We start from the raw sequence: 15,310 nt of genomic DNA, 5'->3' as shown, positions 1-15,310 counted from the left end.
TTTATCAGTTTTTTTAATTATTAGGGATTTCCTTTGACAGGAAGTTTAATTTCAAAGAACGTTCCGTACCCTTCCTCACTTTCTACCTCAATGGTTCCTCCATGACCTTGAGTAATGATCTCATGGCTCATAGATAATCCCAAACCCGTACCTTCACCAGCAGCTTTAGTGGTAAAGAAAGGTTGAAATATTTTGTCTTTTATCTCATCAGGAATGCCAATTCCATTGTCTTTGATCATGATAATTATTTCATTATTGCTTGCTTGTGTAATCACTTTAATCTGAGGGTTATATTCTCCATCGGCCACTTGCGATTTTTCTGCTACAGCGTAAAATGCATTATTGATCAGATTTAGAAGCACACGACCAATGTCCTGCCTTATCACATGCACTTTTGGTAAATGTGGGTCTGAGTTCAATACAAAATGCGCTCTGAACTGATTGTTTTTCGCTCGAATGCCATGATAAGAGAGACTCAGGCATTCATCCGCAAGGGCATTGATGTCGGTTTCCTCTTTTTCTGACTCACCGGTCCTCGAATGACGTAACATGCTTTTTACGATTTCTTCAGCACGTTTTCCATGATGAGTAATCTTCATTTCGTTGCTTTTTAGATCCTCGATCAATTGCTTTACTTCATCTATCTCTCCGGCCGAAAGTAATTCCTCCAGTTCATCAAGCAGCTCACTATTTAAATCGGAGAAATTATTGACAAAATTTAAGGGGTTCTGGATTTCATGGGCAATTCCGGCAGTGATTTCTCCTAAGGATGCCATTTTCTCAGCGTGGATAAGCTTTTGCTGAGCAGTCTTTAGTTTTTCGTATGCTTTCTCTACTCGCTTTTTTCCCCGTTGTTTTATCCGGTTGTTTCTCCAAAGTGCAAAGGCAATGACTAACAAAGTGAATATGCTACCTAAAAAGGTATTCTGTTTGATTTTAGCTCGTAATTCATTTCGGGTTTGCTGTATTTCCAGCTCTCTGAGTTTCTGATCGAAATCATTAAAACTCTTGATTGATTGCTCTTGCAAAATGATCTTTAAGCTATCTCTCGCAGCATTGCTTTCGAGAGCATATTCCAGCGCTATGTCCTCATCTATTGGAACGTAGAGATCTACCAGGTACTCAGTCACTTCGATGATCAATACCACACTTCTCGATTTTTTGGCACGTTTTAATGCCTTGTCTGCATAATGAAAGGTGGAATCCTCTTGGTTGTTTTGTGAATAGAATCTGGCCAAATCCAGGTAAGCAAGACTTAAGCTCAAGTCATCTTCGTAATTAATTGCTGACTGCTCTGATCGCTGATAAAAAGAAATAGCCTTTTGATCTTCTCCCAATCTCCTATACATGTTTGCAACAATTCGTAACGGATAGGGAGGGGTCATCTGATCCTGATTCATTTCCTCCAATACTTTTTTTGCATAAAAGTTGGATGAATCCGGAATTTCGAGTTTAGCATAACAATCTGACAATTGTGCATAATTGGTCATTAGCTGAAACTGATTCTTACTGGTAAGATTTACGGCCTGCTTGATCGCATGGATACTCTCCCTGTATTTTCCTGAGGAAGAAAGCGCCTGACCAAATGCAGTATATGACTTGCTGAGTAAGTGTTCATTTTTAAGTTCTTTGGATAGCTTGATGGCCATGGATGAATATTCATAACCTTTCACAACATCTCCAATAACTGAGCTAACCAGCGAGAGCGTAAGAAGGGAATTGACTTCACCTGCTTGATAGTTGCTTTTTCGTGCAATCAGAAGTCCGTTTCGTGCGTAGAAGATGCCTGAATCATAGGCTGATATCCAATAGGATTCGGCTAATGAATTTAAAATTTGGACTAGCGTACTATCATTATCAGCGACGAATAGCTGAGATTTTAAACTATCACGGTAGGCTTTGTCAGTGTTGATATTTTGCCCTACGCTATTAGCAAGAAAGACCGTCAGTATTAGCAATATCAGGAGTGATCTTTTCATGTGATTGGGAGTGTAATTGTGAATGTCGTTCCTTGATCTTTTTGACTTTCCACCTCAATCGTTCCACCATGCCCTTTGGTTACAATGTCGTAGCTCATACTCAAACCTAATCCTGTTCCTTCTCCAGCAGCTTTTGTGGTGAAGAAGGGCTGAAAGATTTTATCCCGGACTTGATCCGGAATCCCAATGCCATTGTCGGTGACGATGATTTGAATGGCCGACGCAATTCCCCCTTTGGAGGGGGGTAGGGGGAGGTATTTAGTAGAGACAGTTACAATTGGCTTTTCGGTTTCTCTTACCGCCTGAAAAGCATTATTAATCAAATTCAGCAAGACTCTACCAATATCCTGGGGAATCACATTGATCTTGGGTAGGGAAGAGTCTAACTCGGTTTTGAAATCCGCATTGAAGGACTTGTCTTTTGCCCGTAACCCATGGTAGGCAAGGAGCAGGTACTCATCTGCTAGTGCATTGATATCGGTTGGTTCCTTTTCTCCTGAAGAGGTACGAGAATGCTGAAGCATGCTTTTTACAATCTCCTCTGCTCGTTTGCCATGATGGGCAATCTTCGTTTCGTTCTCGAGTAGGTCTTTGAGGATGGCTTGAACTTCTTCCTGCTCATTTTTAGCTACGGCATCCTTCAGTTCATCTATCAACTCTTTGTTGAGTTCAGAAAAGTTATTCACAAAGTTGAGTGGGTTCTGAATCTCATGCGCTATTCCGGCTGTTAGTTCACCCAGAGAGGCCATCTTTTCGGAATGAATGAGTTGGGTTTGGGTTGATTTTAGATCTTCAATTGAGGCATTTAACTCTTTTGTTCGCTCTTCAACTTCTTTCTCCAGGAGTGATTGTTGATTTAGCGTTTGTTGTCTCTTTTCTTCTGTAAGTTGTATGATTTGATCAGCATTTGTTTTTACCTCGGATATCATTTCATTAAATCGATAGGATATAAAAAAAAGTGAGGAGATAGGGAATGACAGATACGTCAGAATGATAAAGAGGTAATTAATCCATCCTTTATCAATGCTTACAAAGAAGCCCATCATAAAAATAAATGTTAACAAAAAGCCGATGATGATGGCCCATTGCGAACGGGATGCATTACGCCATGACTTATAAATATATGAGACACAAATGCCAATAATAATGGACATAACACTCAAGATCAATAGGATTTGCTGAATGATCATTAATGCGACTATGGCCACCACTGTCAGCAGTATTATTAACCTGTGTCGGTTAGGAGGTGCGTTGGTGAAAACATGAGCAAAAACGTGGATAATGGAGTACAAGGTTAACGCAAACAAAAGGCCCATTAATCGATGTAAAATGATCAGCCATCCAAATTCAATAAAGGTGATGTTATTTGGATTACTCAACAAGTTCACTAGCATAATGGAAGATAGAAGTACAGAGGTAATTACGATGTGCTTAAGGCTCTTCAATTCACGATTTTGAAGGTAAAGCAGCATGAATAGTGATGCCAACACACAACTTGCTACCGTCGTAATAAGGAAAGTGACTCTTGAATTTTTGCTTAAAATGTTTTGAGCATCATGGAACTCCTGATTGGTCAGGCTTACAGCAAAACCAAACTCATATGGCCCCATTAGTTGATATGCTATGTAGTTAGTGGATTGAAAAATGTAATGAAATTCAAGTGTGTATTCCACATCAGGTACAAACTCAAAATCGATTGGATCTGAATTGTTGGTGCTACTTCCAAAAGATCGAATTAATTCTCCATTTACATACATGTCAATGGCACATCCATAGTTGTAAAAGTGGATGTAATCAATTGCTTTAGCTAGTTCTTCAGCCAACCTAACTCTGATTCTGAACCATCCCTCAATCCGGTTATTTTGATTTGCTAAGCTTTTTGTTATTTGAGAGGGGTTTACTTGTTGCCAACCTTTGGAATTTATTTCGAATGAAGACTGTGTAGTGTCATTTCCTGAGAAGAACATCCAATAATCATTATTTGAAATTGCTAGTTGTCCTTCCTCATTAAAATCCTCAAGTGTTAGGTAAAGAACTTTTTCCTGGCAATAGACAGCCATCAAAGGAAAAAACAAGCATATGGTGGTAATTAACGTTCTCATTTGATCGGGAGAATTACTATAAACGTTGACCCTTTATTCTCCACACTTTCCACCTCAATCGTTCCTCCATGACCCTTGGTCACAATGTCGTAGCTCATACTGAGACCTAATCCGGTACCTTCTCCGGTAGCCTTAGTCGTGAAGAAAGGCTGGAAGATTTTATCTTTGATTTCTTCCGGGATACCCATGCCATTGTCGGAGACGATGATTTGAATGGCCGACGCACTTCCCCCTGCCCCTGAAGGGGTGTCCGCCCGCATGGTCTTCACGGTAACCTGAGGTTGGTATTCAACTCCCCCTTGAGTGGGTTGGGGGGTGAGTTCACGATTCCTCGTTGAAACCGCCTGAAAAGCATTATTAATCAGATTCAACAAGACTCTTCCAATATCCTGAGGAATCACATTGATCTTGGGTAGGGAAGGGTCTAACTCAGTTTTGAAATCCGCATTGAAGGATTTGTCTTTTGCTCGCAAGCCATGGTAAGCGAGGCGCAAGTATTCATCTGCTAACTGGTTGATATCAGTAAGCTCCTTTTCACCATTGCCACTCCGGGAATGCTGAAGCATGCTTTTTACTATCTCCTCTGCTCGTTTGCCATGATGGGCAATCTTTGATTCATTCTCGAGTAAATCTTTGAGGATGGCCTGGACTTCTTTCTGCTCATTTTTAGCTACGGCATCCTTCAGTTCATCTATCAACTCTTTGTTGAGTTCAGAAAAATTATTGACAAAGTTGAGCGGGTTTTGAATCTCATGTGCAATACCTGCCGTCAGCTCGCCGAGAGAGGCCATCTTTTCGGAATGAATGAGTTGGTTTTGAGTGGACTTTAAATCTTCAATGGATTGATTAAGTTCCGAAGTTCGTTCGCTTACCTGTTGCTCCAAAAGCACGTTCTGGTTGGCAAGTAGCTCACGCTTTTCCTCGTTTACTTTTAATACCTTCTGACTTTCTTCATAAACTTCCTTCAGGCTTTCATTCAAACGGGCTGAAACATAACCAAGTAGGAATAACGGAGTAATTAGGTTAGCCAATGAAATAATTGGTTTATCAAATTCATTGTAAAAATCCAGCAAATACTTGTGTATACTGATGTATTGTAGGGTAGCAAGTGTTGAAGCAATCACTCCAATGACCACCATCCATTGAGCTCCTTTAATCGATTTCCAATGCTTGTATAACAGACTGCCATAATATGCCAGCATGAAAGAAAATGCGATTCCAAAAGGCAATGAAATAGAAAAGAGATGTGCTGGAGTATTTGTTATTAACAAGACACAGAATATCACTTTAGACCAAAGCGAATTCTTTTGAGTGAGCATCCATTCCAAAATGAACAGTCCAAGAATGGTAGTGATGGCTTGCAGGTTGATCAGAAACAGGAATCTAATCTTCTCTACGGCATAAGAAATCTCAAAAAAGGAATTGTAAAAAATAGCGATGGAGGTGAGTAAAACAAATGTGATCAACCAGGCAATGAGTTTGAAAAGTGTTTGATTCTTATTTAGAAAGTAGAGAAACCAAAATAAAAAGAATAAAAGGGCACTTAACCCAATACTCAATGAGCCAAAGATGTAGGATGACTTGGAGTGCCGGTCTACATAATCAATATATGCCGGGCCCGTAATCGCAAGGAGATTCTTAAGGTTATCGGGTTTCAGCCTGAGCTCTCGTTGTAGCAACGTGCTCTCGTAATCGACAAAATGAATGGCTAACAGATACGCTTTCCCAGTCTCCAGGTTAATGGGTTTCGGATGTTTTAGTACGGGATTATATGGCCGGTATGGATTACCTGTATCACCAAATGAATAAAACAATTCCCCATCAATGTAGATGTCGGTAGCTGCCCAAAGATCTCTGCTGATCGATAACGGCATGCCATCAAATGATTCGTCTAATTTGATATTAATTCGAAACCATCCTTCCACTCTGCCTGAAGTATCTTCTATCTCTGCTGTAAGCTGATTCGGTCTGAATGATTGCCAGCTAGATGTATTTAGGTCTTTTTGCGCCCATTCTGAATCATGCCCTTGCTTAAATAACCAACCTTCCAGAGGTGCCAAAAACAAGCGTTGATGGGAGTGAAACATCGAGGTGTCAAGAACGATTGTTTGGTTCTGACCGAGAGCCGATTGACTAATGCCAATAAGAAGAACGAAGAATATGAAAAGGGATTTATGACGCATGGATTGGCAATCGAATGGTAAACGTGGTTCCTTTCCCAACTTCACTCTCCAGCTCAATACTGCCACCGTGCCCTTTGGAAATGATATCATGACTGAGTGACAAGCCAAGCCCTGTACCGGTACCTGTAGCCTTGGTGGTAAAAAACGGCTGGTATATTTTTTCTTTTATTTTGTCAGGTATGCCGGCACCATTGTCCTTGACCTGAATTTTGATGTAGTCTTCGTCTTTTTGAGTGACTACCTCTACTGTCGGCTTATGCGATGCATCTTTTTTACTTTGTTCAGCAGTTGCATGAAAGGCATTATTGATCAGGTTAAGAAACACTCTGCCAATATCCTGAGAAAGCACTTTAATTTTTGGTAAGTGCTCATCAAGGGTGCATTTAAACTCTGCATTGAACGATTTGTCCTTAGCCCTTAGTCCGTGGTAGGAGAGGCGAAGAAATTCATCTGCCAATGCATTTATGTCCGTAAGTTCTTTCTTGCCATCACCACCTCTGGAGTGCTGTAGCATCCCTTTGACAATGCCTTCCGCTCGCTTGCCGTGGTGGATGATTTTCTCTTCATTTTCTTTTAAATCCTTTAATATTTCAGCAGCCTCTTCATCATCACCGGACTTTAGCGCTTCATTTAGCTCATCTATTAATTCAGCGTTGAGATCAGAAAAGTTATTGACAAAATTCAACGGGTTTTGAATCTCATGAGCGATCCCTGCGGTTAGCTCACCTAGAGATGCCATTTTCTCTGCATGAATCAGCTGGCTTTGGGTAGAGCGTAGTTCACCGAGTGCATCTTCGGCCGTTCGCTTTGCTTTTTCAAGCTGTACAAAATCTTCATATCGGGTATAAGCGATAGAAAAGGTGTCCGCCACATCCTGGATAAGCTCAAGGTCTTTTTCCTTTAAAAAATCCTCAGTTCCGATGTAGAGCATCCCTTGTTTGAATGGCACAAATTGAAGGCAAAGCTTTTCAGGAGGGAGTTCATTATGTTGGTAGGTGCCTGGACTATCTACAAGTCCTTGATCTGCCAGGTCTTCAGACCAACTCACAAATTCTTCTTTGCTCCACTTCTCGCTGAATATTTCTTGTTTTTTCCAATGCTTACTTGCTGTTTTAGTGATTTCACTGTTATCAAAATCAAGCACCATAGCAGCAATGGATTCACCCATAGGAGTGGAGAGGTAGATGTTCATTTGCTTAGACCGCTCATCCATAATGAATATCCCACATCGGAAAAATGAGATGCCGAGTGTACTTAGCTCCATCCAAATAAAAGGAGTGAGTTTCTCCAGGTCACTTTGGTTTCGCATCGAAGCAATTTCAGCTCTGATTCGATCCAATGACGCTTGCTTTCTAGCTTCTTTAGCTTGTTCGGCCGCCTTTTGAAGATCATCAAATCGCTGATACGCAAGATCAAAGGTATGCGCCATTTTTACCATGATCTTCTCCGTGTCAGCGTCCGGCTCCTCCATAAGATCGAGGGTCAATAGGCCCCTTGAAAAGCTGGCAAATGGATTCCATTGCGTTTTTAACTTGTCTTCATCGATGGCGCGCTTAAGACTAACGTAGTTCTCATAATCTACCTTTTTCCATTCTTCTAAGGCCGTTGTGACCGTTTGAAAATCATATTCGATTACAAAATATTGTTCACCATTTTTCCATCGCCTCCAAAAATCTCCTAAGACATCAAAGTCTCTGGGGTCATAGATGGATTTATTATCGCGGACATTACCCATGTTGCCCGGATCGGAGATATCCCACATGGTGAGAATGTCATTCTCGTCAAATAAGATGAATGCTGCACCAGTGAGGTTTTTGATACCCAGTTCAGCGATCTCCTTCAGCATGGTTTCATTCACTTTGACCAAATCATCTGGCTGATGCATGGCCATCGCAGCAGACCGAACACGCTCAACTGCTGCTTCAACTTGCGCTTCACGAGCTTGTTGCTCCGCTTGTTTTAAGTCTTCGAATCTCTTATAAGCCAAATCAAATGCTCCGGCAAATCGTCTGAGTGTTTCAATTCCCTCTTTGGGCGGGTCAGGAATGTTTCCAGGCAAACTATATCCAATTTCTCCGTGGGTGGTCCTAGCCATGATGAAGGTCAGTCCGCCTAGATTTCGTACGTCTTCCAGACTAGGCGCATTGGGATCCAGCTGTTCGAAATCTCCAAGTGAGATCATCTTGTCAACATAGGTGACTGCTGTTTCGGCATCCATTGGAAAAACAAGCGTAGGATCTTTCTTCTTTTCCCAATTAGCTACAAGCGGAATATCGCCATGAATGTGTCGTGGTAGTTTCATCACCATGCCGATACGTGCGCCATCACCTGCTGTCATTGCTTTTTCATATCGATCCGGTAGCCAGCGCATGTGCCAGAAATAATGAGCCTCAAATCCAAGATCGATGAATTCATTTCGCATGGTCACCACAATGTCTTGCAGGTCGCTCGACTCTTTCATGGCAGTTGCTTGGGCTCTTATCCGTTCCAATGCCAGCTCTATTTGGGCCTCTCTTGCTTGATTTTCCGCCTTTTGGAGATCTAAAAAGCGAGTGTAAGCCTGTTCGAAAGCAGATGCCATCTTTGATCCAATCAATTCGATTTCATCTGATGGCTTCTGGTTAAAATCTATTTCAAGGAAACCATGAGAAAACTTGGCTAACGATGTATAAAACTCAGATATGATGCCATCATTAATTGCTTGATTAAAAACCTCCCCATTTCGCTTATCAAATGTTTTGAGCTCCTTTGCAAAAGATTTTAGGTCCTTATTTGGTACATGTAGTTCTGAATATGACTGCTTGCTTGCCCGCCTGTACATTTTTTGGATCATAGGAGCTTTATCAAGATCCATTTTGATGTGGAACAATTCCTTTTTCCCTGATTCCATTTCAGTGACATCCCACTGCGCTATAGTGCCATCTGCATTCGTGATAAGAATAACCGAGGCGATACTTTCTATCTGCAGGTCATTTAGGCATGATCTAAATGTTGTTAAGACACCCAGAATATCTTTAGACTTGATCATTCCCATAGCCTGAGCACGAACCTTTTCCACAGCTGCCTCAATTTCCAATTCACGGGTTCGTTCTTTTACTTTTTGTTCAAGTTCTTGATTGATTCGCTCAAGTTCATCAATAGGGAAGGCCTTGTCATCTGGTATGTTTATATCGGGAACAGAGGCATGTACATGGGAACACCGCCAGCCATTGTCCTTATGAGAGAAAAGCGCAGAAATCCTCATTTGGAAAGCCACTTCTCCATTAAATATCATATCGAAATGGTCTACGATGCAATAAGTATCCTTAGTTGCATATGAACTCTTAATAGGGTTTCTTTTATAGTCAAACTTAACTTCCTGAAGTTCTTTTGTCTGATTTTTAAAGAAAGTCCTAAGCGCGCTAAATCCTTCATGAACTTCATGAGCGGCAGTGCCAATCATGAGTGCATCTTCCGTATAGATATTTTTCACTTTAGCCGGATCGTGACCTTCTAAAGCAACTCCTACCAGTTCTTGATAGACTTTCCATACATCTTTAGGAATGTTGTTGGCTGATTTATTAGAGATAGGCAAGGTGTAAATGTGGTGTTGAAGCACTTAAGTTACCCGAGTTTATGGAATCAAGCAAGTTTTCACTTATTGTGTCGGTTAATATATAATCGTTTGGGTGCGGTCACTTTCTGCTCAATTACCACTAATCAAAAACTTCATACTTCCGGTACCTGCATTCGGTATCTTTGATAAGTATCTAATTCAACTTAAACCCTTTCCTATGAAACGATTGCTAATCATCCCTGCAATTCTCCTTGCATTGGTATCCATCGGTCAAGAAACAATCGATGCTGACGCGATAGAAAAAATCAAAAAAGAAGGTCTTGAAAACTCACAAGTAGAGCAGATCGCCTTTGAACTGATAGATAAAGCCGGCCCCAGATTATCCAATTCTCCCGGATACGATCGGGCTGCTTCGTATGCTATCAAACAGCTAACCGAGTGGGGACTGGAAAATGCGCAGAAGGAGGCTTGGGGCGAATTTGGCCGAGGATGGGAAGTAAATAAAAGCTATATCGCGATGACCAAGCCATACTATATGCCATTCATAGCCGTGCCGGAAGCATGGACTGAAAGTACGGATGGAGAAGTTTCTGGAGAAGTAGTTTTCGTAGAGATAAACAATGAAGAAGATTTTGAGAAGTACAGGGGGAAGTTAAAAGGTGCGATTGTAGCATTTAAGCCAAGAGGGGATCAATCACCTACTTTTAAGGCAGATGCACTTAGATATACAGAGGAAGATCTGAATGAAATGACCGAACCGCGTACTGAAAGAAGACAATGGACTGAAGATGAAATAGCTGCCTTTCGTAAGCGTAGGGCTTTTGGCACCACTTTGAATACTTTTCTTAAAGATGAGGGGGTTGCTTTGATTATTAAAGGAGTGAGAGGCAAACACGGCACTCTTTTTACCAGTAGTCCGAGGAGCTACAGCAAGGATACCCCGGCGGGTGTTTGCGAATTGGAGACAGCTCCGGAGCACGTAAATCTTATGGCTCGCCTGGTTGAGAATGGAGTATCAGTGGAAGTGGAAGCTGAAGTAAAAACCACGTTTAAAACAGACGACCTTACAGGATACAATGTAGTAGCAGAGATACCCGGTTCAGATCCTGATTTAAAGGATGAGATCGTGATGCTAGGTGGACATTTAGATTCCTGGCATGGTGGTACAGGAGCTACAGATAATGGAGCCGGTTGCATTGTAATGATGGAGGCTGTTCGTATTCTACAGGAAGCTGGTCTAAAGCCAAAACGCACGGTACGCATTGCCTTATGGGGAGGAGAGGAGCAAGGCATTTTTGGTTCTCGTAACTATGTGAAGAATCACTTTGGTGATGCAGAAACGATGGCGCTAAAACCAGAGCACAGCAAAATATCCGCTTACTATAACATCGACAATGGTACGGGGAGAATCCGGGGTATCTATTTGCAAGGCAATGAGGAAGTAGGTCCTATTTTCAAAGATTGGTTTGGCTCCTATGATGACATCATGGAAAATACCACCATTACGGTCAGAAATACCGGAGGAACGGACCATTTAGGGTTTGATGCGATTGGCATCCCGGGATTCCAGTTTATACAGGACCCGGTGGAGTATTGGTCACGGACACACCACACCAACATGGACACCTACGAGCGCTTGGTCATTGACGATCTTCAGCAGATTGCTACTATCGTTGCTGGGTTTGTTTACAACACAGCGATGCGCGATGAGATGCTTCCGAGAGAGGAGATGGAAGAGGTGGCATCTGAGTAGCAATGCTCAGATTTCGTATCTTTAGCGTATGAACAGGAATTTACTCCTGACCGGAATCATTTGCTTTGCACTATCAGCAGTGTTCATTTGCTTTTGGATACTCAACAACTTTATTCATGGAGTTGAGTTCAATGAATTCACTGCTTACTCGGATCTGGTAGTTGTTGAATGGATTGTTTTGATTTTTTATGAGATAATCTTTCTGAAATATTTCCAATCCAAGAAGTATAAAGCTGCATTTGTGACCAGTTTGATTTCCGCTATTACCTTCATGGTAGTTTATGCCTCGGTGTTTACTTTTTTCAAAGGAGTAGGATCAGGCGCGTTTATAAACCTGTTTTTTACTATTCATTTGATAGCTGCGATCACGTTCTCATTAAGTCTTGTTTTCTCCAAAGCCTCTGAAAGGCCGATATTGAAATATACAGGTGTTCTGAGTGCTGTGGTTGGATTCATTGTTCTTTCCACGCACGTTTATGGTCTCAATTTGGCAGAAGGAGCAACGCTAAATATGGTGCTGGAAATCCAGCTTTGGTCCAGTAGATTCGGTGATGCGTTGATATTGATTTTATTCGCTTTGAATTTTTATCAGGAGCTAAAACAGGAACAGGGATTAGCTTTCACCGTTTGAGAATCATTTCAACATTTCGAATCTTCATCTCAGTATATTTATCATCAGGGGGTACCATGTCTCTTTTTTAAGATTTATTCGAATTGTATTAAGGATAATGAGAAACACATTTATTAGATACATGACAAGGTATAGCTTGAAAAACATGGCAAAGGTGGGACCTTCTAAAATGTTAACTCCTCCACCCACAAATAGTAAGACCGTAAAGGTTAATAACAACAAGAACCAGTTGATTTGAAAATTAATAATCTTGATTCCCAGTTTATTAGCATGCTGTACTTTGTCTTTTCTTGAGATCCACATGATGGATGGAATAAGAATGCCAAGAGGTGGAAAAGGAATAAATGTTAATGATGCAAGATTGAGTGATAGTAAAAATCCATGGTTTTCCTCTAGCGGCCAGTCAATCAATTCATCGGGGGCAACATTAAGCGCTGAAGCCAATCTTTTAATGGTGTCACCGGTAGGTTTACTTTCTCCATTTTCAATTCGCTGAACAGTACGATGATTGATACCTGACTGATCAGCCAAGGCTTCTTGCGACCATCCTTTTTTTGTGCGTAATGCTCGAATTTTAGATGCTATTTGGTCATTTTTCATAATCAAGCCTTTAAAGATGCCAGTGTTTCATAATTGCGATAGTAATTGTACCAATTATAAATCCGGGAATGATTTGTATCAAAGAGCCGTACCCTATTTGGTTCAAGATTGCTGATTGAAAATTATGGAAATAAAGTCCATAATGTGATCCAATTTCTAATTTGTTGTCGATGTACCAAAGAAGTGCTATTGGGATTCTTGAGATAGGTGAGAAGATCGTCAGACACAACAGGAGAGTGAGGTGTGCTTGATTTCGCCTGTAAAGTCTGATTCCCCAATAGATGGAAAGACCTAGTGTCAGCCAAAGTGCTCCAAAGAGAAAGATTGCCCCGTCGGGTAAGCCGCTCATTTCAAGGCTGAATCGTATAGGAGTAATTAATAAACCCAGGACAATTGGAGTTTTAATTAATAGCCAAACCCGTCTGGTGAGTGATTCGGTTTGATTGTGTGTTAATAGTTCCGCATTCATGATTATTTTCTTTTGAAGCAAAACTACCTTCTGATGATGCCGGGGTGTTACGAAACCTTCACGACAAGTTCACGACAAGCTTGTCAGGAGTGCTACAGGACTCGATTTTTCCCTATTTTCTGAGTAGGACAAGTGCTCTTTGCTATGGTTTATGTCTTCACAAACCATTGAATCGTTGATTCGTGAGGATATGAATTGGGGAGTTAAAGAAGGAGTTCTTGGAAGGGATTAACCAATCCACCAATCCAACAATTAACCAACCCACCAATCCTCTAAACCCCAATCCACCAATCAACTAAATCACTAAACCAGGGGTAGGTGGGATTTTGGGGGAGGTTTTGTAGTTTTATAAAACTGTTTTGTCACCAATTGTACTATTATATGGGAACTTTAAAAGAACAAAATGCTAGGTACGTTTGGGTATTCTTTGCATTCAACTCTTTGCTTTTCTATTCACTATCTTTTATTCCTGTCATTAATCAAGCTGATTTTGATTGGAAATCTTTCCTGATTGCACGAAGTATTTGGTTGTTAATTGTACCAATAATACTTTTTATAGTATCAGGACTTCTTACAAGTGATCAAAAAGCCGGACTGGTTTTCTGGAGAAGAAGACATGCTCTTCCAGGACACAGAGCATTTTCAACCCACTTGGGAAGTGATACACGTATTGATGCAGGTGTGATCAAAAGCCGATATAATCCACTACCCAATACTCCTGAAGAAGAAAACGCACTATGGTATAAACTTTATAAAACTCATGGCGAAATACCATTTGTGAAAAGGAGTCATAAGGACTTTCTTTTAGGGCGTGAGTTGACTTCTATAGCCTTCTTATTTTTACTAATTGGGGGTATATCAGGTTTGTTTTGGATTGAAGGATTGAATCGGTTTTACTATTTGTCGTTCATGATTTTACAATATATAATACTCTCCTATGTGACAATGAATTATGCCAGAAGGTTTGTTACCAATGTATTAGCTACTGAATCTACTCGGTCATGATTGATATTAGTATAGATATGCTTTCTTTAGGGAATGCTGACTCAATCATTGTTTGGTTGAAGGATGATGACGAAAACCATTGTGTAATATTAATTGATGGTGGTAATAAAAGTGATGGTCAGAAGGTAATAGATCATTTAGAAAAATACATCCAGCCTCATGTAGGATACGCAGCTCCAGACATATTGATAAGCACACATCATGATAAGGATCATATTGGAGGTCTCGTGCCCATAGTTGAATATTTTGGAAATGGAATTACCAAAGTATGGGTCAACAACCCTGCTGATCATATTAGTGATGCTTCGTATCAATCACTTAAAAATTCGTTCAGAATTAGATCAGAGAGGCAGCAATTCAAGATAATTCTTGATTCATTAAATAATCTTGAAGAATTCATTTTTTTGGTCGATTCAAAAGGAATTCAAAGAGAAAATGCACTTTATGGACAAGAAGCACATAATGGGGTAATAAAAGTACTTGGACCAAGCAAAGAATTTTACGATTCATTATTACCAGGGATGGAGGGAGTTGAAAATTATGTTTTAAATGAGGCCCGCTTTGCTTATAAGTATTTATTCAATAACCCAGAAATAGACGATTATAACGAAAGCAATTTACCATGCCCAATTGTTGATGAAGAAAACACTACTTCAGCAACTAATAATTCAAGCGTAGTTTTAATGATTCAAGCGAGAGGAAAGAAGTACCTATTTACTGGTGATGCGGGAGTTTCTGCTTTTGAAGATATCGAAAATCGTGAATCTTTAGAGGATATTTTTTGGTTGGATGTGCCTCACCATGGCTCTCGAAGAAACCTTTCTTCGAGGTTAATAGATGTTATGAGTCCTGATACCGCATATATTTCTGCTGTGGGAAATCGAAAGCACCCAGGAAGAGCTTTAATTAATTGTCTAAAAAGACACGGTTCAAAAGTATTTAGTACACATAGGTCTAATAACATGGTTTTTTATTCGGGGGATTTTCCAAGCCGATCGGATTATGGTCCAATTGAAGAAGTTTGATATTTCT

Annotated in this window: 10 protein-coding genes; 4 read left to right on the top strand and 6 right to left on the bottom strand. The window is 40.6% G+C overall.

Annotated features, from left to right (window positions below):
* Positions 1 to 20: 20 nt before the first annotated feature.
* From ACQK2H_RS11755 to ACQK2H_RS11740, 4 genes are read right to left on the bottom strand one after another with little or no spacing between them, the layout of a single operon-like run.
* Positions 21 to 1,979 carry an ATP-binding protein gene (locus ACQK2H_RS11755; RefSeq protein ID WP_425391640.1) on the bottom strand — a complete coding sequence of 653 codons (1,959 nt, stop codon included), beginning with the start codon at positions 1,977 to 1,979 and terminating at the stop codon, positions 21 to 23.
* Positions 1,976 to 4,081 (bottom strand): ATP-binding protein, encoded by a 2,106-nt coding sequence (locus ACQK2H_RS11750; protein WP_425391639.1) that lies wholly within the window; start codon positions 4,079 to 4,081, stop codon positions 1,976 to 1,978. Before ACQK2H_RS11750 ends, ACQK2H_RS11755 begins: the two co-directional genes overlap by 4 nt.
* Positions 4,078 to 6,264 (bottom strand): sensor histidine kinase, encoded by a 2,187-nt coding sequence (locus tag ACQK2H_RS11745; RefSeq protein ID WP_425391638.1) that lies wholly within the window; start codon positions 6,262 to 6,264, stop codon positions 4,078 to 4,080. The genes ACQK2H_RS11750 and ACQK2H_RS11745 overlap by 4 nt, the downstream gene beginning before the upstream one ends.
* Positions 6,254 to 9,862 carry an ATP-binding protein gene (locus ACQK2H_RS11740; RefSeq protein WP_425391637.1) on the bottom strand — a complete coding sequence of 1,203 codons (3,609 nt, stop codon included), beginning with the start codon at positions 9,860 to 9,862 and terminating at the stop codon, positions 6,254 to 6,256. The genes ACQK2H_RS11745 and ACQK2H_RS11740 overlap by 11 nt, the downstream gene beginning before the upstream one ends.
* A 175-nt stretch (positions 9,863 to 10,037) precedes the next feature.
* Here ACQK2H_RS11740 and ACQK2H_RS11735 point away from each other — a divergent pair, with 175 nt between their 5' ends.
* Positions 10,038 to 11,573: a M20/M25/M40 family metallo-hydrolase gene (locus ACQK2H_RS11735; RefSeq protein WP_425391636.1), complete on the top strand. Its 1,536-nt coding sequence runs from the start codon at positions 10,038 to 10,040 to the stop codon at positions 11,571 to 11,573.
* Between the two features lie 28 nt (positions 11,574 to 11,601).
* Positions 11,602 to 12,204, top strand: a complete 603-nt coding sequence (locus ACQK2H_RS11730) for a hypothetical protein (protein ID WP_425391635.1) — start codon at positions 11,602 to 11,604, stop codon at positions 12,202 to 12,204.
* Between the two features lie 24 nt (positions 12,205 to 12,228).
* Here the strand turns inward: ACQK2H_RS11730 and ACQK2H_RS11725 are convergent, their stop codons facing one another.
* Together ACQK2H_RS11725 and ACQK2H_RS11720 are read right to left on the bottom strand one after the other, a co-directional pair.
* The gene (locus ACQK2H_RS11725; protein ID WP_425391634.1) at positions 12,229 to 12,804 is read right to left on the bottom strand and encodes a helix-turn-helix domain-containing protein; all 576 of its coding nucleotides are present in this window, start codon (positions 12,802 to 12,804) and stop codon (positions 12,229 to 12,231) included.
* A gap of 10 nt (positions 12,805 to 12,814) precedes the next feature.
* Positions 12,815 to 13,273, bottom strand: a complete 459-nt coding sequence (locus ACQK2H_RS11720) for a hypothetical protein (protein ID WP_425391633.1) — start codon at positions 13,271 to 13,273, stop codon at positions 12,815 to 12,817.
* 381 nt (positions 13,274 to 13,654) lie between these two features.
* Between ACQK2H_RS11720 and ACQK2H_RS11715 the strand changes: the two genes are divergently transcribed.
* A complete protein-coding gene (locus ACQK2H_RS11715) occupies positions 13,655 to 14,278 on the top strand; it encodes a hypothetical protein (protein WP_425391632.1) in 624 nt (207 codons plus the stop codon).
* Positions 14,275 to 15,303: a ComEC/Rec2 family competence protein gene (locus ACQK2H_RS11710; protein ID WP_425391631.1), complete on the top strand. Its 1,029-nt coding sequence runs from the start codon at positions 14,275 to 14,277 to the stop codon at positions 15,301 to 15,303. The genes ACQK2H_RS11715 and ACQK2H_RS11710 overlap by 4 nt, the downstream gene beginning before the upstream one ends.
* The last annotated feature ends 7 nt before the right edge of the window (positions 15,304 to 15,310 follow it).

Source organism: Ekhidna sp. (genome assembly GCF_965228795.1).
Classification (GTDB): domain Bacteria; phylum Bacteroidota; class Bacteroidia; order Cytophagales; family Cyclobacteriaceae; genus Ekhidna.
This window is presented reverse-complemented; position numbering and strand designations above follow the sequence as displayed.